General features: G+C 38.1%; 12 protein-coding genes and 2 pseudogenes. 3 read left to right on the top strand and 11 right to left on the bottom strand.

The features are described from left to right. Positions 1–13: 13 nt before the first annotated feature. The 5 genes and pseudogenes from ltrA to NKR74_RS22605 form a co-directional block, all read right to left on the bottom strand. On the bottom strand, positions 14–1,936 hold the full coding sequence (gene ltrA / locus NKR74_RS22625; RefSeq protein ID WP_253630909.1) for a group II intron reverse transcriptase/maturase: 1,923 nt from the start codon (positions 1,934–1,936) through the stop codon (positions 14–16). A gap of 776 nt (positions 1,937–2,712) precedes the next feature. Then, positions 2,713–4,161 (bottom strand): annotated as a pseudogene (locus NKR74_RS22620) (SNF2 helicase-associated domain-containing protein); the annotation flags it as partial. Next, positions 4,145–5,764: an SWIM zinc finger family protein gene (locus NKR74_RS22615; protein ID WP_253630908.1), complete on the bottom strand. Its 1,620-nt coding sequence runs from the start codon at positions 5,762–5,764 to the stop codon at positions 4,145–4,147. The gene NKR74_RS22615 and the pseudogene NKR74_RS22620, both read right to left, overlap by 17 nt. Before the next feature lie 219 nt (positions 5,765–5,983). Beyond that, complete coding sequence (locus tag NKR74_RS22610; protein ID WP_253630907.1) at positions 5,984–6,298, bottom strand: DUF3910 family protein; 315 nt, start codon at positions 6,296–6,298, stop codon at positions 5,984–5,986. A 234-nt stretch (positions 6,299–6,532) separates the two neighbouring features. Then, entirely contained in the window at positions 6,533–7,396 is an 864-nt protein-coding gene (locus NKR74_RS22605; RefSeq protein WP_253630906.1) for a 3D domain-containing protein, read from the bottom strand. 632 nt (positions 7,397–8,028) lie between these two features. On the opposite strand from NKR74_RS22605, the gene NKR74_RS23985 reads away from it, so the two are divergent. After that, a complete protein-coding gene (locus NKR74_RS23985) occupies positions 8,029–8,163 on the top strand; it encodes a hypothetical protein (protein ID WP_301287741.1) in 135 nt (44 codons plus the stop codon). A 337-nt stretch (positions 8,164–8,500) separates the two neighbouring features. On the opposite strand, the gene NKR74_RS22600 is transcribed toward NKR74_RS23985, so the two are convergent. The 6 genes and pseudogenes from NKR74_RS22600 to NKR74_RS22575 form a co-directional block, all read right to left on the bottom strand. Beyond that, a complete protein-coding gene (locus NKR74_RS22600) occupies positions 8,501–9,802 on the bottom strand; it encodes a glycosyltransferase family 2 protein (RefSeq protein WP_253630905.1) in 1,302 nt (433 codons plus the stop codon). Beyond that, complete coding sequence (locus NKR74_RS22595; protein ID WP_253630904.1) at positions 9,799–10,554, bottom strand: GGDEF domain-containing protein; 756 nt, start codon at positions 10,552–10,554, stop codon at positions 9,799–9,801. Before NKR74_RS22595 ends, NKR74_RS22600 begins: the two co-directional genes overlap by 4 nt. A 216-nt stretch (positions 10,555–10,770) precedes the next feature. Next, the gene (locus tag NKR74_RS22590) at positions 10,771–11,979 is read right to left on the bottom strand and encodes a NupC/NupG family nucleoside CNT transporter (protein ID WP_253630903.1); all 1,209 of its coding nucleotides are present in this window, start codon (positions 11,977–11,979) and stop codon (positions 10,771–10,773) included. A gap of 557 nt (positions 11,980–12,536) precedes the next feature. After that, entirely contained in the window at positions 12,537–14,057 is a 1,521-nt protein-coding gene (locus NKR74_RS22585) for a C40 family peptidase (protein ID WP_253630902.1), read from the bottom strand. A gap of 210 nt (positions 14,058–14,267) precedes the next feature. Beyond that, a complete protein-coding gene (locus NKR74_RS22580; protein WP_098310967.1) occupies positions 14,268–15,140 on the bottom strand; it encodes a D-amino-acid transaminase in 873 nt (290 codons plus the stop codon). Between the two features lie 452 nt (positions 15,141–15,592). Continuing rightward, positions 15,593–17,509, bottom strand: a pseudogene (locus tag NKR74_RS22575) (LTA synthase family protein); the annotation flags it as partial. 590 nt (positions 17,510–18,099) lie between these two features. Between NKR74_RS22575 and NKR74_RS22570 the strand changes: the two are divergent. Both NKR74_RS22570 and NKR74_RS22565 read left to right on the top strand, forming a co-directional pair. Continuing rightward, a complete protein-coding gene (locus NKR74_RS22570) occupies positions 18,100–18,462 on the top strand; it encodes a YkvA family protein (RefSeq protein ID WP_253631204.1) in 363 nt (120 codons plus the stop codon). A gap of 77 nt (positions 18,463–18,539) precedes the next feature. Next, positions 18,540–19,031 (top strand): metal-binding protein, encoded by a 492-nt coding sequence (locus NKR74_RS22565; RefSeq protein ID WP_253630901.1) that lies wholly within the window; start codon positions 18,540–18,542, stop codon positions 19,029–19,031. Positions 19,032–19,325: the final 294 nt, after the last annotated feature.

Genomic DNA, 19,325 nt, shown 5'->3' with positions numbered 1-19,325 from the left:
TTTTCGTTGCTGGCTATGAACTCGCATTCATAGCTGCATTATAATCAGCAGTTTCTTTTGTTAATTGATGTTGGAATTTCTCAATCTTCTTAACGGTTTTAGGTGAACCTTCTACATTTTTCTTTTCATGAATCATAAGGTGACAAGATTGACATACAGTAGCTAAATTTGGAATTTTATTTACTTCGTATAATGGTAACCACGGTTTTATATGATGACAGTGTATATTCCATGGATAAAGGAATGAGTCACAACATCTGCATTTTCCTTTATCCCGATTGTAGGCGTATTCTCTGTTCATGATGTATTCGAAGTTGTATCTTGGGTGCAGTCTTTTATGTTTCAGTTCGTATATCCGGCTCCATAAAGTTTCTTGAGAGTAGATAACATCTCGTTCTAGGAGAAATTTCTTTTTTCTTTTTGTTTCTAAGAACTTTCTTCCTTCTTCGGTGTAGCAGGATATACCTGTTATCCATCGGTTAGGGATGCGAGCTTCGGTAAAAGAGAATTTTGTTAGCCCAATTTTGATTTCATCGGCTTCTAAGTAGAAAATTCTATCGTTCCTCCGTTGATGTCTGTTTGGGCGATTATCTGTTTCCTTAGCTGGAATCACATAGTTTTCCCAACGTCTCTTTTGTCCTCCGCTTTGCAACTTACACCATTTTTTATACGCCACTTGATACAACTTCTGATCTTGTCGTTTCATAATATGAGCTGCTGAACTCGTTTTATAGAAATCAGCAATTCCTACAATCATGGAATTTACTTTTTCAAGTATTGCTATGTTTTCGCGTGGTTGTCGTAAGTTATGAATTTTACGTATTTCTTTAGCTACTTGTCTTACTTTATTTTTCAGTCTTTTAATATCGGGAATGCTGTGACAACTTAATGATTTTGTTTTCTTACTATGGTTCTTCTCAACAAAGAATTCAAATCCTAGAAACTTTACTCGTTTTTTCCTTAAGTCTGTAATAATTGTTTTTTCGTTTGAAAGCTCAAGATTTAGTACATGTTTTAAATATTTTCTGCTTGTCCTTAGGAGGGACTCGGCTTGGTCCATATCTTCACATAGAATAATCCAATCGTCTGCGTATCTAACGATTTGACATTTCTTATGTTTTTTATGAACACGTCTTAGTCCATCACTGTACGGATTAGAAACATCGTATCTAGCAGAATGATCTTGGAACTTTCTTGCTATCATCCAGTCGAAATTATTTAAGTATATATTCGCTAATAGAGGTGAAATAATTCCACCTTGCGGGGTTCCTAAGTGATTGTCTATTTGCATGTTATTTTCCATAACTCCTGCTTTTAGCATTTTCTTGATAAGCATTAAAAAACGTTTATCTCTAATGCCAAGACTCCACATGATTTTTAGAAGTTTATTATGATCGATGTTATCGAAGTAGCCACGTATATCTCCTTCTATAGCGATATACATTTTGCTTCTTTGTACTCTATCTAGAACCTCACGTTGAGCATGTTCAATACTTCGATTTGGTCTAAATCCAAAACTGTATTCGTAAAACTTTCCCTCTGCTATTGGCTCTAGAACGATTCTGGCTAGTTCTTGAATAATTCTATCTAGAATTGTAGGTATTCCGAGAGGGCGTTTCTTTCCATCAGTTTTTGGTATATATACTCTTCGAACTGGATTTGGATAATAGTTATCGATACAGCTTCTTATTAAATTGAGTAAAGTTTGCTCTGGTAGTTGCAAATAATTGTATATATCTTTGTTGTCTATTCCTTTTGTTTTACTACCTTTATTCGATTTTATGTTGTGAATCGCCGTAATAATAGTTTCCCGATTTTTCATTAGTTCAATCAAATTGTAGAAAGGTTCATTACCATCTTTAGATTTAGCATACATTTCATCCAATGTTCTATTTAACATGAATTCTGATTTGATTCTACGAGCATCTACCTTCACGTTGTTTAATAACCTCCTTGTTTGAGGAATAGCTGGTTATGCGTGAATTAACTATTTTACTTCCACATTCTTTTAAAGAAAGGGTCGTCTTACCGTAGAATCTGCTGATTAACATACACTACCGACTGGTGCCCTTCGCTAAGATGTTTTTCTGCTCCGTGACACTTCCGCAGAATTTCGTCTGCTTTATAGTCACATCAAAGCCCATCTATTATTGCTACTATGACACCGCTGACTTTCAACTCGCTTCGTCGTACCTTTATACTCCACGAATTGAATCTCAAACGTTCCGTATCGTTTATCCCTTCTTTTGCATTCCTTAGGTGCCCTCTATACACCGGAGTTACTTCGCTCAAGTTAGATTGACCTTAACTTCTCGAGCCAACTTCGTCATTTAGGCAAAGTAACGAAGCTGCATTTGTATCTTAGGAAAATATACAAATATTTCACTCAGACCATCCTTTGACCTACGTAAGATGGCTATGGGTAACGGTGCGTGCATGACGAGGGTTCGTCTTCGCTCACCATAGAATGCTTTTAAGGACTACCGCCTCATATCAGGGAATGTAGGCTCCCGTCAGTAGACGACTTCACCTGGCTCTCATACAGCAAGTTATAAAGGTAATTTGCCGCATGCAGGAGTATTATAGATAGAACAGAAAGGTCATTTGTTCTAATTAGGAGTTTCACCTAATATTTCAACGATACAGTTAGAATAAGGCAAAACCTTATTCCCGTAATTTCGTGTTTTAAGCAACACTTATATACGAACGTTTCGCACTTCCGAGTCCCATATCATCGGCTAGCAACGCGCCAAATCCTAGCTCTCGTAAGTAGAGGAGCCACTCGACACCTTGCTGCTGGTATGGTCTTAATGTTGCTTGTAAGGAAGCAGGCACCTTGGCAGATGGAATTTCTCCAATGTGCAGCAATCTTTCAAACAGTTTATCGTAATAATCATCGAATTCAAATTCCATATCTGCAAAAGGATTTTCTTCTTCGACTACTTCAGTTTCTGCACTTCGTAGTAATCGCTGCTGCACGACGTCTTTCATTTCAAGGCCGTACTTGTCTGCTTTCTTCATCAGCTTCTTCACTTCTTCGATAAATGCTGGATCAAGTCTCATCCATTGTCCATTTATGTGAATAAGACGTCTGTTTTGTTCAATGAGCGCGAGAAATTCGGCCTCTGATAAATCGATGCCGTTTGTAGAAATGCGCCAGTCAAAATCTACGAGCGTATTCATTCCAAAGAATGCCTGCCCTGTTTTCGCATTATGTTTCACTTGGACGCGCAGCTTTGGTTTATTTGCTTTTAAGTTTTGCCACCATGATGGCAGTAAAATATCAACACCGGCCGCTAGCAATTCATTGCTGGCTTCTGTTAAAAAGCGCCATGCTTCCGTTTCGTATAATTCGCTCCGAAATACGTCCTCTTCCATTAACCAAGGTACGAGTTTGCCGAAACCTTCTTGCGTTTCGATAATACGTTCTTCATGGTTTATCCACCTTTTTGACAGCGAATCGGTGCCTGTATATACGGATATTCGCTGATTGCCGCGTTTTGGTGTTAGTATGGTTTCAAGCTTCCATGCTTCAAAATCATTCTCTGGTTCTTGTAATCGAAGCCCAATTGCAAATGGTAGATCATCCTCGATATAGCCAATTTTACGTAGCCAATCGTTTTCATGAATAGCCGTTTCAAGTTGTCGTTTCGTAAAGTCATAATGCTCATATAAACGCTTTGCATCCTCCCATGCATCGTCAGAGCGAGTATGATGCCGGAGTGTTTCATTAATCGCTTCTGAAAACAGCTTTTGCACCGTTTCATCCATTTCTTCTTCATGAGCGGTTTTCCATGATGGATACTGGCCCCAGTGTTTGATGTCTGGAAGAAAGTTTCCTGTTGTGTAAGCCTCCCAAGCCTGCTGAGCGACTGGCTTGAGTTCAGTAATGTTTGCGCTTGTTTGCAGCTTTGTAAATGAATTCACCGGCTTTTTGGCGATATATTCAAATGCTTGGGCAGCGCTCAAAATGATACCGCTTCGCTGTTCATATGTTCCTTCTTGCAAAAATGTTCCGTAGAAAGAAGTGGAGTGCCATGTGAACGCATGTTGTTTCCAACTGCTTAGAGGCAAGCTGCTTCCTGTTTCATCCTCTGCCCAAAGAAACCAGTTTTCTTTCATTCGTTCGAGCCGAATGGTAATGTCAATTTGTGTTGTCATGGATCAACTTTCCTTTCCGCAGTTCTTCTTGCAATGCCCGCAGCCGTGAGTGAGAGGAGGCAATCATTATAATGAAGTAATCCCATTCGTCTGTCCGTTTGAGCCTTTTGTAAAGTGTTCTCAATTTTTTTAAGTAGCGAATCGCTCTGCGATATGATTTTCGATTCTTTTCTTCAATGGCTTGCATTGCGGCATAATGATAGAGCGGAAGAGCAGCTTCTGGCGCTTCTTTTTCAATTTCTTTTAACGGTTCTTTTAACAATTCAATTGCTTCAAATCCATATAGTAAATGAAGCTCTGTCCATGTGTGATATTGCTTTTTAGCGAGCACATATTGCTCATAGCTTACAAAACTATATGGCAATAATTCTTGAAGAACCATTTCATAGCCAGCTTGTTCGTTCGTATGCGTGGCATATGTTTCATACATCATCATAAATAAACGGACAACATCTTTCACAAAGTATGAATCGTGCTCGGCAGTTATCGTTTCTTTCACTCGTTTGTAAGTGAATGATAGCCATTGTTCTGCTCGCTCCCACTGCATGGAACTTAATAAATCTTCCAACCAGTCAAAGTAAAGTCCAACAACTTGTGGTGGCTGTGCTCTTAGTACATCCATTGCTTCTGCATCCTTTTTCTGTAGAAAGAGAAGGTGAGCGGATGCAAGTGCTTTTGATAAGGGATGAACCTTTGTTGCAATCCGCAGTTCCTCTTCTTGTATCCAAGCTTGCTCTGTGAAAAGCTCTCCCCATATGTGGCGATAAATAAAAAATCGCTCTTGTGTATAGGAAGAGGACGAGAAGAAGATTGTATGTAGCACTTCGGCAGTGTGCTGCAAAAATGGCGTAAGTACATCTGGAAGCGGCTCAGCTTTAAAATCCCTTACAATGCTTTCTATTTTATCAACAAAGAGCCGTACAATATTGATTGGTTTATGATAGGAATAGAGTTCATCTTCTTCAAATATTTGTATTTCCTCAAGCAGCTTTTGAAAAGAAAAGAGAGCTGCACTCAGTCTAAACAGTTCGTGAACAGCAACAATGCGCGGTGCTTTTCGTTCAATTTTCATATAAAAATCCATGAAAATGTTCATCAGAAAATACATTTGTTTGTATGATAAGCGCTTGTGTTCTTTTGCGAATGTATCGTATTCAGATTCAAAATAGGCAAGCCAGCTTTTGTAATCTGTATCTTTAAAAGATGTTGTTTGCAACATTTGCCGTGCTGTGCGAATAGGCGGGAGAGTAGGTTTACTTTTATTTTTAAATAAAGTTAGAATGTCTCCCACTTTCCCAAAGCTTGCGGCTGCATAGAGCAATACAGCGAGCATGTGTTTACATTGCGTCGGTGAAAAACAGTCGCAATAACTTTCCGACACGTTTCGAATAGGGATGTTTACACTAAAAATACCTCCATCGTTTTCAACTGTCCCCGATAATGTGTATCCATCAAAATCAACGTTATACACGAGGCCGCTACGGTAGAGCTGAAGTGCATCTGAAACTTGTTCTTTGTCAGATGCTTGCTGTGGATCTAGTCCTTTCAAAAATTCATTGGCGATTTCCATAATCTCATCTTTCGTAATTGAATGTTGAAGCATAACGTTCCTCCGCGCAAAAGATTTCCTTCTTCTACATTATAAACACAATGAGTATAAAAATAGAAAAAAACAAGTTTATTCTCAAAAACATTTGAAAATTATGGTAGAATATCACATTCGTTATGGTGGTGGATCTATGAAGTTTAAAAGCTTTCGTAACGAGCATATTATTACAGTCACACCAGAAACACAGAATTCACGCAAAAAAGACTATCTCTTTTAAGAAGAGGTAGTCTTTTGTTGTAATACGCTTTGTACGTAAGGATCTTGCAAAATCATTTCGATTAAAGGAATGGTTTTATTTTTGAAGTGGTGGCCGGTATCAATCGGAAATGGTTTTTGTCCACCAGGTTTGACGCCATATTGTATAATTTTATACTGTACGTCCTCATCTTGTTGTAATACGATTAGTCTATAACGGTTATCGTCATGCTCTAATGAAAAATCAATTGCAGTCGCATCGTATGTGACATCGTCTTTATATATATATGGAGTAGGTGTGCCAATCCAGTCAACTTTTGCGTCTATATTCATACATGTGCCTCCTTTTCTTTCTATCCCGCACTAACGGGCAGTAATATTCCACCTCAAGAGTAAGAGAAAGCAAAGAAGATAGATGGGGATAACTGCCCGTAAGAGCCCGATTGGTTCAACTAACCTTCTGGGAAAAAAACGCTCCCAGAAGGAAGTTTCACTTTATTATAAGCAAAATAAAAGCCAGCTCTCAACTGATGAGAGCTGGCTTTGTTTTTTTTATAGCAATAGCATTTAGTCTAAAATTTTCACTTTTACATGTTTGCGTCCCCATTGGTTTGCAGCGGCATCAGAGCCGACTAGGACGTCGATACGGTTTCCTTTAATTGCACCGCCAGTATCACCAGCAATTGCTTCTCCGTATCCTTCTACCCAGATCTTTGATCCAAGTGGAATTACTTTCGGGTCAACAGCAACCATTTTCATGTTTGGATTTGCTGTTAGGTCATGCCCCATAGCAGTTAATACATGACCGCCATGTGTGCCGCCATTTTCGCTTGGGTCAGCTGTATAAGCAGTTGCTTCAACTGTTAGTTCACGGCCGCCAGCTGGTGCAGCTTTTGTTTGTGCAGCCTTTGTTTGTGTAGCAGTCTGCGTTGCTTGAGCTTGAGCTGGTTGTGCTTTTGCAGGAGCAGGTGCTTGTTCTTGTGCTGTCACAACAGGTGCAGTACCTGTTAAATAAGGAACATTTACATAAGCTGTCTTTCCGTTATATTCAAATTGTAACCAGTCGTTTTGAACTTGATGTGTCGTTTGAATGACATCATCTTTCTTTAATGTACCCAGAATTTCTGAGTTTGTGTTTGCATCAGCACGTACATTTAATACGTTTGCTGTTACATAATAGATGTTTTTCGTAAACTCGGAGCTTACGAATCCTTCTTTACCATTTAGGTTTACTTTTAGCCAACCGTTTTCTGTATTTTTAACATCTAATTTATAACCATCTAATACTTTACCTACAACTTTTGATTCAATATTTGGGTTTTCTCGTACGTTGAGAACGTCTGCGTTAACAACTGTTTCTGCTTGTGCAGAAGAAGTGAAAATCCCAAGACCAAAAACTGCTGCTGTTGCTATACCAAGTAACTTTTTCATGAATAGCCTCCTATGCTTTTGTTTTCGTGTCCTCATTATAGCAACAGGTTTTCAGCGAAAATGGGAAATCACACAATTACAAACCATTCGTAACACTTCATTAATACTTTGTAATATAAAAAAATACATAAACAAACCGCTGTTTTCTTGAGTTTTAAGGGACTTCATTACATGTTGCAGGATTTAGGAGAGGGGAGTAAATATTTTAAGGGGGTTAATCGTGTTTCAGTAGTATTACAATAGTGTTATGAAAGGATTACTTCCGTTGCGTATTTTATTAATTTATTTCCAAAATAGTTATTTAAACATAATCAATTTGTGCTGTTTTTCACAAATTATAGCCCTGTTTTACGAAAAATCATCATACAATTGTTACAAAAAGAAGGGGTTGTCATAGAACAAATTTGTTCTTTTTCATCTCTGTAACATATCACAATGAATGAAATACGTATTATTTATTCCAGCAAGAGGGGAAAAAGAAACCGTCTAGTTAGGATGCTTTTCATTTTGTGTAATATTGACAAAAAAATGTCGAAAATGTGTTGTCACATCCTCCTAAATGTGCTATATTATTTCCTGTAAGCGATTTCAATTTAAGTTTTACGGCAACTAAGGGGAGGACATCCAGAGTAATGAAACGTTACGAACGAAAGTGGAAGCATATTTGTTTAAAGCGTGCTACGCACCGAGCAGTACATGAAAACGAAGAGCGAAAGATAGAAAAACCTACAAAAGAACCAGAAAAGCAATTGGTCGCACAAAAGTAGGATCCACTTTTGTCGTATATATAAGAAAGTGTTACGTTCGTTGGGGGATGGGCGTAAAGTAACTTTCAACTAAGGGGTATTAGTTCAATATATAAGTTTACGGTTAAAATAAGCGCAGAGCATACGGCAGCTCTGCGCTTATTTTTTTCTATATATATAGTAGAAACTCGTTTGAATTGTATCGCAAGGCATGCCCCTGCGATTCTGGGCACGCTAAGTAAGACCCTCACCTCAAGATTTAGAGAAAAGTGAAGAAGATAGGTGGGGGACAACTGCTGGCATGAGTCCGATTGGTTCTACTAACCATCAGTGGGGGACCACTGATGGAAGTTTCACTTTATTTATTCTTTTTAAATCGTACTGTTTTGTCCCAGCCGATGACCTGTTTTTTGCTTTTTGCACGTAAATATAGGATGAGACTTCGGATAAACAAGTATGTGAAGAGCTGGGCATATGTGAAATACATAATGACACTTATAAATATGTTTATCGGTGTGAATGTTTTTTCGACGCTTTGTGCACTGAATAGTTGAGATGTATATGTCACGTATGCAACATACCACATAAACATAAGTGGAATTGGGTATTGAATATGAAAGATACCGAGTAAGCCGATGATGAACCAAACGTTTGAAATGATGAGAAACAGCCAAAAGACAACATAGACCGATACTTGCTGTAAGGAGTGAACAAGAAGTTTTCCTTTGAAGAAATCAAAGGAAGAGAGCATGTTCTCTAAAATATATAAATTTCCTTGTAACCACCGTGTGCGCTGTTTAATCAATACTTTCAAATGTTCTGGCTCTTGTTCCCATGTAATAGACTCAGGTACAATCGGTAAGAGATAACCTTTATGAGTAATTCGAAGTGTGAGTTCGGCATCTTCTGCAATTGCATAAGGGTCATAGCCGCCGAGCTCTTCTAAAACAGAGCGGCGAAGAAGCATATTTGTCCCCGTTAAAGAACCTGTTTGGAATAAGAGCCAGCGCCCAGATTGCATAAGCAGTTGAAAAACTTGAAATTCAAGTGAAATCATGCGGGTAAGCCAGTTGTGTGTTTCGTTCACCGTTCGTACATGACCGACTGCTCCAACGGCATCTTCTATTGTTTCTGCATATTCCACAAGCATGCGAAGCGCATGAGGCTCTGGCTGGTTATCTGCATCGTACACGCAGAAGTATTTACCATCTGAAATGCTTAATCCATAGTTTAGAACGCGTGATTTTCCTTTCGGTTCTTCAGGCGGAACACGAATATGCCGAATATGTGTATAAGCTTGTTCAAAACTATCGACAATTTCTCCTGTTTCATCGTGTGAGTTATCATTTAATAAGTAAACCGTTAGTTGACCTGGATATTCAATGTTTGCCATCGCTTCTAACGTGTCTTTTATTACGATACCTTCGTTATAGGCAGGAATTAAAATATCAACGCTCGGATAATGAGAAAGCGTGCGATCTTTTCGTTTCCGATTGCGATGAATTAACCCGGCAATTGTTAAGAGAGAGTAATAAGCAAGCAAGCCGGAAAATAAAAATGCTGTAAAAATAAGAACATATTTGATCGAAAAGAAGATGCTAATCCAAAAAACAAGTATACAAAATAACATAAATAAAATAAGAAGAATGAGCGCTATCATAGTGAAGGTGACTCCTGTTTTCCAATCTGTTCTTGTTTCAGTTGAATTTGTTTAATCGCATCGTCGGTTAGCCATGTTTTCATCTTTTCTTGTAATCGGTTCATGACAATCTCTGTTCCTGCTGCATTTGTGTTTTGCAAGAGAATGACGAGTTTTTCATCATTATATTTTCCCACTAGGTCAAAATTATTGCGTACTGTTTTTAATAGAAGAAAGGCAACGCGATTCATCACGCTGCCGCGCGTATATTTACTGAAAGATGAAAAGTCAAAGTAGATAATAATTCCTGTTTCATCGCGGCGCTTCATCGCAGCTTCAAGTAATATGCCGCGATTTTCAAATTCTTGTTTTGTTAATAATTTTGTCCCAGCTATATATTGTTCTAATTTTGTAAGCTGTTCTGTTAAACGTTTATTTTCGTGAACAACTTGTTTGAGTAAATAAGTTGAAATGTAAATAAGGAAGAAGTTAGAAGCTGCGAGAAAATGAAATATGATATAGCTGAGTTGTTCTGATGTGTTCCATAAGTATAACCATGCTTCATAAAATAAATAGAAAACAGAAAGAATGGTTCCGATAATAAAGAGTACAAAAGCTCGTTTATTGGGGATGAATAGGAATAACAAATGAACAGCCACATACATAATTGTAAAGATAAGAGCATATTTGTATTCGGTCATCTGTACTGTACTGAAATAAAAAAGAATTTGTACAATCCATACTAATAATACTTCATAGGATGTACTTTTCATGGTAAACGCCCCCTAATGTAAATATCACAGGTTACTTGTAATATGTGTAATTAGAAGGAAGATGAGTCAAGTGATCTAATCACACCGTATGTTTGAAGTGTAGAGTGCGACTTTTCATCATGATTAAAAGCTTGTTATACGATGAGCGAGGGATAAAAGGGAATTGTATATAAAAAACCCCTCTTAAGTGAAAAACTTAAAAGGGATTTTCATGTATTAAAACATCATGCCTGCTACGGCAGCGTTTAAGAAGTTAGCTAATGTACCAGCAATTACTGCTTTAATTCCCAATTGTGCAATTTGTTGACGGCGTGAAGGAGCAAGTGTACCTGTCACACCTAATTGAATTGCAATAGATGAGAAGTTTGCGAAGCCGCAAATTGCAAATGCTAAAATAATGTTTGTTTTTTCGGAAAGGTCTCCCATATGCTGAGCTAAATTTCCGTATGCAACGAATTCATTCACTGCAAGTTTCTGTCCGATGTAACCAGCTGCTTGAATTGCTTCATGCGGCGGAACCCCGATTAGTACAGCGAGTGGAGACAGGATGTAACCAAAAATTAGATCAAGGCTTAGTTTTATATCAAACCAAGAACCAATCCATCCTAGTAGACCATTTAATACAGCGATTAACGCAATAAATGCCATAAGCATGGCTGCAACGTTAATAACAAGCTGCATCCCTTCAGATGCACCGCGTGCTGCTGCATCAATAACGTTTGCATCTGTACGCTCAGTAGAAAGCTTTACATCGTTATTTACTTTTTCCGTTTCCGGCATAATTAATTTTGCAATCAGTAAGCTTGAAGGTGCAGCCATAATAGCAGCTGCAAGTAAATGCTCAAGCGGAATTCCCATTGCCGCATAACCAACAAGAACAGAGCCGGCAACAGACGTCATACCACTAACCATAATAGCGAAGAATTCACTATTTGTTACGCGATCTAAGTAAGGTTTAATTAAAATCGGTGCTTCCGATTGTCCTAAGAAAACAGTTGTAACAGCATTTAAGCTTTCTGTTTTTGAAGTGCCAAGAAGTTTGCTTAACCCGCCGCCAATAATTGAAATAAACCATTGCATGATACCAAAATAATATAATATAGCTACGAGTGCACTAATAAATACAATTGGAAGTAATGCTTGAATAATAAAGACGAAGCCCCAAGGACCTTTAGTGTTTGCTAGATCGCCCACAACGAATTTAATTCCTTCATATGAGAAATTAATAAGACTTTGTACACCACCAGCAGCATGTTTTAAAACAGCTTTTCCAGCGTCCCATCTTAATACGATGAAGGAGAAAGTGATCTGAATAGCTAGCGCAATTAAAATTGTACGCCAATTAATAGCTTTGCGGTTGGAAGACAATAAAACTGCAATTGCCAAAATTCCAAGCACGCCGCCAATTCCCCATAAAACATTCATGCTTGTAAAATCTCCTCTCTAAATTGACGAAACATTGCGAATAGTAGAATTGCTACGTTTCTCTGAAAATATTATCTTATGTAACTTATCACACCAGACATCAGAGGTCAAACGTCTACGGAAAAGTCAGAATAGGAAAACAATAAGAGGGATAACTGCCCATAAAAGCCCGATTGGTTCACTAACTTTCCGGGAAAAAAACGCTCCCAGAAGGAAGTTTCACTTTATCCCGCCCAAACAGCCGGTAAGAAGTTAGGCAAGGAAGAGAGACAAACAAACCGTCTGTAAGGACCCGATTGGTTCAACTAACCTTCCGGGAAAAAAACGTTCCCAGAAGGAAGTTTCACTTTATCCCGCCCAAACAGTCGGTAAGAAGTTAGGCAAGGAAGAGAGACAAACAAACCGTCTGTAAGGACCCGATTGGTTCAACTAACCTTCCGGGAAAAAAACGTTCCCAGAAGGAAGTTTCACTTTATGTCATTTTTCCAATTTGTATTTATATATATAATAAAACGAAAAGAGCCTTCTAGTAATCTAGAAGGCTCTAAAACTATCAATTAATAAGGCTTAGAATATCCTAAGAAATGACTGTTCCAATATGAGTTGTTTAATGAAGCTACTTTAACACCATTGTCACCGGCTTGAATAAACGTACCGCCGCCAAGGTAAATACCCATATGAGATGGACCAGATTTATATGTGTTTTGGAAGTAGATTAAGTCGCCTGGTTGTGGGTTAGATGTATGTTGGAAGCTGCCCCAATATCCAGCTACACTTGTACGACTGATTGAATAACCAAACTTCTTATATACGTGATAAATGAAACCACTGCAGTCAACACCATTTGCAGAAGTGCCGCCCCATACGTATGGAACACCTTCCATTGATCTTGCGTATGAAAGTAGTGATGACATATCACCAGAGTTATTGCTTGTATTGTTGTTATTGTTGTTGTTATTGTTTCCGTTATTCGGTGTTTCAGCTGGTTTACTTTCTTGTCCGCCGCTTACAGGTGTTTTAGATAAGTAGCGAGTGCCTACATATCCAGTGCGTCCATTATAGTTAATTTTGCTCCAGCCGTACTCGTCTGCAAGTACTTGTACTTTTTGTCCTTGTGGTAAGGCTCCGATTACACCGTAGTTTGAGCCAGCGCCGCTGCGTACATTTAGTGCGCTTGCATTAACGTAATATTCTCCGCTTCCTTGCGATGGAGTTTGGTCGTTTGTTGATGGCGGAGTAGGTGTAGAAGTGCCGTCTTTTACAAATTTCACAAATTCGCTGCTAACATAACCAATTTGTCCATTATGCTTCACTTTGAACCAGCCATTTTCAGCGCCAATAACGTTTAATTTTTGTCCGTTTAATACGCCGCCAATGATACTGTTGTATGTAGCTGGGCCTGTACGAACGCGTAAAGATGTTGCGTTTACAACGTAAGTACCGCCAGGTTGAACTGTAACATTGTTGTTATTATTTTGCTGTTGGTCATCCTGTGCAGCATCTGTATTAGAGCCGCCTTTTGTTACATAATCTTTGCTAATGTAAGCTGTTTGTCCGCTGTAGTTAATTTTGAACCAATCTTGTACTTCGCCAACGACTTGTACAACTTGTCCTTTATGTAGAGAACCTAACTGTGTATGTGATGTGCTAGGGCCTGTACGAACACGAAGGGAGGATACATTTACTGTATAGTTTCCGCTTGCTGGTCGAACAGTTGTGTTATCGTTTGGTTTAGAAGCGGTATTCGTATTGCCCGCATTTACAAACTCACCGCTAACATAGCCGACTTTTCCATGGTGATTAATTTTATACCAGCCATTTTCTTGTCCAATTACGTTTAGTGTTTGTCCTTCGTATACGCGAGACATGATGGCATTAGAAGTGCCAGGACCCGTACGAACGCGTAATACGTCCGCGTTTACTGTGTACTTTGTTGTATTTTGTGATGTTGCTTGAGCCGTTTGAGCTGTTTTCGCTGCAGGTTGTTGTACGGTTTCAGCTGCCTGAACCGTATCCATTGTCGGCGCTACAGCACCTGCAACAGATACCGCAGCAAGACCGGCAAGATATTTTTTCATAGTTTGTCGATTCCTTTCTGCCTGTATTTTAAGGTAATGAAAAATTTACCAACTATAAAAATTCTAAGACGGTTGTCGATTGATGTCAATGCTTATGAAGAAATCCGAATATCCTAAAAAGGGATAACAAAAAAAAGAAAGGTGCAAAAATGCACCTTTTTTTGGTTTTGTATCCATATATTTTCATTTTTGAGGTGTAATTGTCCGCTTTTAAGGCCAAAGGGCGTTGGAAGTAGAAAAACTTTGCATAAATGTTTTTTGTAACAATTTTGTGATAGGCCCGACTTGTCCGTTTTGAATAGCAGTCCCATCGAGGTGTGTCAGTGGCATCACTTCAAAGGTTGTTCCTGTAAAGAAACATTCATCTGCTTTGTATACATCATGAACACTAAACAATTCTTCTTCCAGGGGAATATGTAATGTATGGGCAAGCGATATAATATATTGCCGAACAATACCGTTTAAAATGAGATGATTGGCAGGGTGGGTATATAGCGTTCCATTTTTCACAAGAAAGAAGTTAGAGTGACTTCCTTCAGTGACAATGCCGTTACGAATGAGAAGAGCCTCTTTGCAGCCTTTTCGCTCTGCTTTTGTACTAGCTAATACATTGGGTAGTAAATTTAGTGACTTAATATCGCAGCGCAGCCAGCGGATATCAGGCTCTGTTATGGCGCGAATTCCATATTCAATCCATAAAGCAGGGCGTTCTTTTTTGCGTATGTATGCATAAATAGTTGGAGTTGCATCAAAGGAAAAGGCATGAACACGCGGCTTGACACCTCGTGAAATTTGGAGATAAATGATGCCGTCTTCTTGAAATTGATTTTTTTCCAGCAGTTCGTATAGGGATGCGATAAGCTCAGCTTTTGAGAGAGAAAGGGTGAGCTCCATTTCTTCCATAGAGCGATATAATCTTGTTATATGTGGATCTAACAAATGCAAGGTACCTTTATAAACACGAATGACTTCATATACGCCATCACCAAACTGTAGACCGCGCTCTTCTAAGTCAACATGAGGTTGTTCGTTTGTTGTATCAATCATTTTTCCATTCCATAATACAAAGCGTTCATATTTCATGTTTTTCTCCTTCCTTCTCCAAATATTGTCTGCACATACAAATTCGAAGGCTGGTAGAAAGAATCCTGCTTTGCAACAAAAAAACAACGTTCTATTACAGAACGTTGTATAAGGAGGGTAGCTTGTATCATAGGGACAAAGCTTACATGTTTTATTATAAAGATGTTTCATAAATTTTATGTAAAATTTTGGTTAAGGTTGTGTAATGATTGCTCAACGCTTTTCCTGAAAGCTGTTTCTGCATGGTGTGTATTCATGTTGTATATTGTAGAATCATCGATATATTGATGTTATAACTAGAAAAAAGACGCTGATTACGCAGCGTCTTTTTCTTTATTGTTTTCTTTATTGTTTTCTTTATTGTTTTCTTTATTGTTTTCTTTATTGTTTTCTTTATTGTTTTCTTTATTGTTTTCTTTATTGTTTTCTTTATTGTTTTCTTTATTGTTTTCTTTATTGTTTTCTTTAATGGTTGTTTTGATTGTACCTGTTTTTACTTTGTTACCATCGTAGAAACGCAGTAAGTCACCTTCAATGATTTGATCTGACATGCGCAATTCATTTTGTGCGCGGTCGATCATTGCTTGTGCTTCGGCTTTTGGCACTTCTGCAACTTGACCTGTCGTACGGTTATAGAATGTATTATTTGTGTAAATGTATTGATCTGTAACGAAGCTTCCATCACGTTGTACGACAAATGGTTTGCGCTCTGGTGCGAATAAATCATGACCAAAGTTAATGTCGTTCGTTGTATCAACACCTAGTAAATGAAGGATTGTTGGTTTTACATCAATTTCTCCAGCAGGTGCTGAAATTGTTTTTCCTTCTGTTTGACCAGGAACGTGAATGAAGAACGGTGTACGTTGTAAGTTCATACGATCAAATTCTGTAATTTCTTGTTTTCCTAAGAATTGTGCCATTGCACGGTTATGGTTGTCAGAAATACCGTAGTGGTCACCATAGAATACAATAACAGAGTTATCGTAAAGTCCCTCTGCCTTTAAATCTTCAACAAAGTGTTTTAACGCTTCATCTAAATAACGAGCTGTTACTACGTAATTGTCAAATACATCGTCACCAGAGTTATATGGCTCAATTAATTTCGTTGCTTCATCATAGTCAAATGGATAGTGGTTTGTTAACGTAAGGAAACGTGTATAGAACGGTTGCTCAATATTTTTTAACATATCCACTGATTGATCAAAGTACTCGATATCTTTTAAACCCCAACCTAGCTTTGTTTCAGGAGTAACCTTGTAATCTAATTCATTAAAGTAACGATCGTAACCAAGTGCTGGGTACACCATGTTACGGTTCCAGAACGTTGCGTTGTTTGCATGGAATACAGCTGTGTAATAGCCTTGCTCATGCAAGATTTCTGGTGTTGCAACAAATTCATTATTACCATGCGTAAAGAATACAGCGCCGCGATCTAATGGATATAAAGAGTTATCTACAAGAAACTCTGCATCAGATGTTTTACCTTGACCTGTTTGGTGATAGAAGTTGTCAAAGTAATAGCTTTCTTTCGCAAACTGGTTTAAGAATGGTGTTACTTCTTGGCCGTTTACTTTTGCACCAATTAAGAATTGCTGCATGGACTCAAGAGATACAACAATTACGTTTTTCCCTTTTGCTGCGCCGAACATATTTGGATCTGGCTTTTCTTGCATTGTTTTCACATAGGTCTCTGCTTCTTGCAGCTTACTGCCATCTGCAAATGCTTTTTGTGAACTTGATTTTGCTTGTAAGCCAAGGTCGTACACTTGGTGTACGTATAAACCCAAGTTTTTAACAAGCATTACGCGGTCAAATGAGCGTGTTAATAATTCCGGACGCTCTGCTTCTGCAAGTCCTAAGTTTGCAAAGAAAATGGCAATTGTTGATACGAAATATAGTGATCGCATCGGACGTGAAACACGCTCTGTTTTTGCATAGTCTTTCTTTTTCTTTAAAAGGACTGCGAAGAAGATAATATCGGCAAAAGCGACAACAATTTTGTAGTTAAGGAGTGACTTCACACTAGAGCCAAGACTACCGAAGTTTGACGTTTGTCCAAGTACAGGTAATGTTACAAAGTCGTTATAGAAACCGTAGAACATTACGTTACCAACAAGAATGATGGTAAGGAGAAAGTCAATGCCAAGTGCAATATAGTTTCGTTTTTTCCCTTTTGCAAATAATGCAAGACCCACTAGAAATAATGATGAGGCTAATGGGCTAATAAATAAAATGAATTCTTGCATGAAAGATTCTAGTTTTAAGTCAAAGCTAGTACGTGTAATAATGTACGTTTTTAGCCACACTGTGATGGCAATAAAGAATGTAAATCGCACGTTTTGAAATTGTAATTTCAAAGATTCCTTCATCCATTTCACCCTTTCTCTATCAGGCTTGGTCGATTTTTGAGAGAAACCTGCTAAAATAAAAAATACATAGTTTTCTTTGCCATGGATAGAGTTTTTTCTTTATACATCTATATATGACTTGAACTATGCATACCCTTTTGTTTTCCTGTCATTTTGTATTGTTCCATAAGAACAAAGCCATTTTGTATTATACAACAAAATTTGGCTATTAGGAACACACTCGCATCTTACATTTTTTGTCTTTTTTTCCATTATAGCTGACAGTGAAAACTTTAACATTGGTTTATATGCTCGTCAACTAGAAAATATAACAAATATGGGAAAGAGTCCGTAGAAACGAGGACTTTTTATATTGAGAAAAATTTAAAAACCGACACCAAACACTTGTTCTTTTTTGCTTGTTTGTTATAATAAGAATGCATGATAAGTAACGTTGCCAAGCCAGAACCTACATTATATTGTATGTATGTGAAGTTTGCTTATGTTGTAAATAAATTCGGCATAATAGACATAAAGTGAAACTTCCATTAGCAGGGGGTCTCACTGCCCGTGAATAGCGGGGGAAAAGAATAACGAGGGGAGATTTCATGATGAAGGAGAAATTTTCAGTCGAAGCGTTTTGGAATAAAGTAAAACATGTAGCGATTAAGGCAGGGCAATCAGTCATTTATGCTAGTTTGTTACTGTTTTATGTATTGCAGAAACCAGGTGTTCCAAAACGAGTGAAGCTTACGATTATTGGTGCTCTTGCGTATTTTATTGCACCGATTGATGCTATTCCGGATTTTATAGCTGGGCTCGGTTATACAGATGACTTAGGTGCATTAACAGCTGCGCTCGTACAAACTGCTATGTATGTAGATGAAGAAGTGAAAGAACAAGCGCGTACAAAGCTGGGAGAATGGTTTGGTTCTGATGTGGATACGTCACTTATCGATCAAAAATTAGATTAATGCAGTAAGACGCCTATTGATGTTTCTTTCATTAATGGGCAGTCGGACGAGTTAGGATCGAACGGAAGGAATTGGATATGCCATCAGGAAAAACACACACGAAGATAAACTTAGTTTCTCTTCCCATTGTATTATTTATGCTCGGTTCTTACGGGTTAACGAATTTTGATTTTCTTCTTACGTTTACGATTGGATTTATTGTTGGGACGTACTTTTTAACACCGGATCTGGATATTCATAGTTCTGCTTACCGAAAATGGGGGTTATTTCGCATCTTTTGGTATCCATATCAAGTTGTAATGCCGCATCGGTCACCGCTTACGCACACGATTATTATTGGTGATTTGATTCGTCTTCTTTATATGCTGCTCGTTTTCTCACCGTTTTTATACGTTTTAAATAAAACAGTGCTAGAGGGAAAACTCATAGAGATCGCAAAGGCGCATAAAGTGGCAATTATTATGTTTGTACTGGGCGTTATTGCTGCTAGTGCATTACATATTATCGCGGACGGTGTGAATACAAGGCGTAAAAAAATGATGCGCCGCAAACGAAGAAAAAGAAGATGAAAAAAGTACTCGCTGCATGCGAGTACTTTTTTCTTATATATAAAGATAGTGGAATTTTCCTTAATGATACTTATTTTCAATAGAAAATGTAGGATAATTTACAAAGGATTAGGAAGTGAATTCCCGCTTCAAGATTCGAGAGAGAGGTGAAGGGAATTTTCATACATGAAATGTCATTCCAGTTCTATCAATTAAGTTTAGATCGGGCGAATTATAATGGAATGAAAGCAAGACCGTCTTTTGACGGTCTTGCTTCTTATTTTTCTTTAATTCATGACTCTAACAAATACCCAA

The sequence above is a fragment of the Bacillus sp. 3103sda1 genome, from assembly GCF_024159135.1.
GTDB classification, from domain to species: Bacteria; Bacillota; Bacilli; order Bacillales; family Bacillaceae_G; genus Bacillus_A; species Bacillus_A rhizoplanae.
Note: the sequence above shows the minus strand (reverse complement) of the source record. Positions and strands in the feature narration are given on the sequence as shown.

Coding starts and splice junctions, on each gene's coding strand:
- NKR74_RS22615 (WP_253630908.1), bottom strand. CDS start 5,764: ATGCTTCAACATTCAATTACGAAAGATGAGATTATGGAAATCGCCAAT.
- NKR74_RS22610 (WP_253630907.1), bottom strand. CDS start 6,298: ATGAATATAGACGCAAAAGTTGACTGGATTGGCACACCTACTCCATAT.
- NKR74_RS22605 (WP_253630906.1), bottom strand. CDS start 7,396: ATGAAAAAGTTACTTGGTATAGCAACAGCAGCAGTTTTTGGTCTTGGG.
- NKR74_RS23985 (WP_301287741.1), top strand. CDS start 8,029: ATGAAACGTTACGAACGAAAGTGGAAGCATATTTGTTTAAAGCGTGCT.
- NKR74_RS22600 (WP_253630905.1), bottom strand. CDS start 9,802: ATGATAGCGCTCATTCTTCTTATTTTATTTATGTTATTTTGTATACTT.
- NKR74_RS22595 (WP_253630904.1), bottom strand. CDS start 10,554: ATGAAAAGTACATCCTATGAAGTATTATTAGTATGGATTGTACAAATT.
- NKR74_RS22590 (WP_253630903.1), bottom strand. CDS start 11,979: ATGAATGTTTTATGGGGAATTGGCGGCGTGCTTGGAATTTTGGCAATT.
- NKR74_RS22585 (WP_253630902.1), bottom strand. CDS start 14,057: ATGAAAAAATATCTTGCCGGTCTTGCTGCGGTATCTGTTGCAGGTGCT.
- NKR74_RS22580 (WP_098310967.1), bottom strand. CDS start 15,140: ATGAAATATGAACGCTTTGTATTATGGAATGGAAAAATGATTGATACA.
- NKR74_RS22570 (WP_253631204.1), top strand. CDS start 18,100: ATGAAGGAGAAATTTTCAGTCGAAGCGTTTTGGAATAAAGTAAAACAT.
- NKR74_RS22565 (WP_253630901.1), top strand. CDS start 18,540: ATGCCATCAGGAAAAACACACACGAAGATAAACTTAGTTTCTCTTCCC.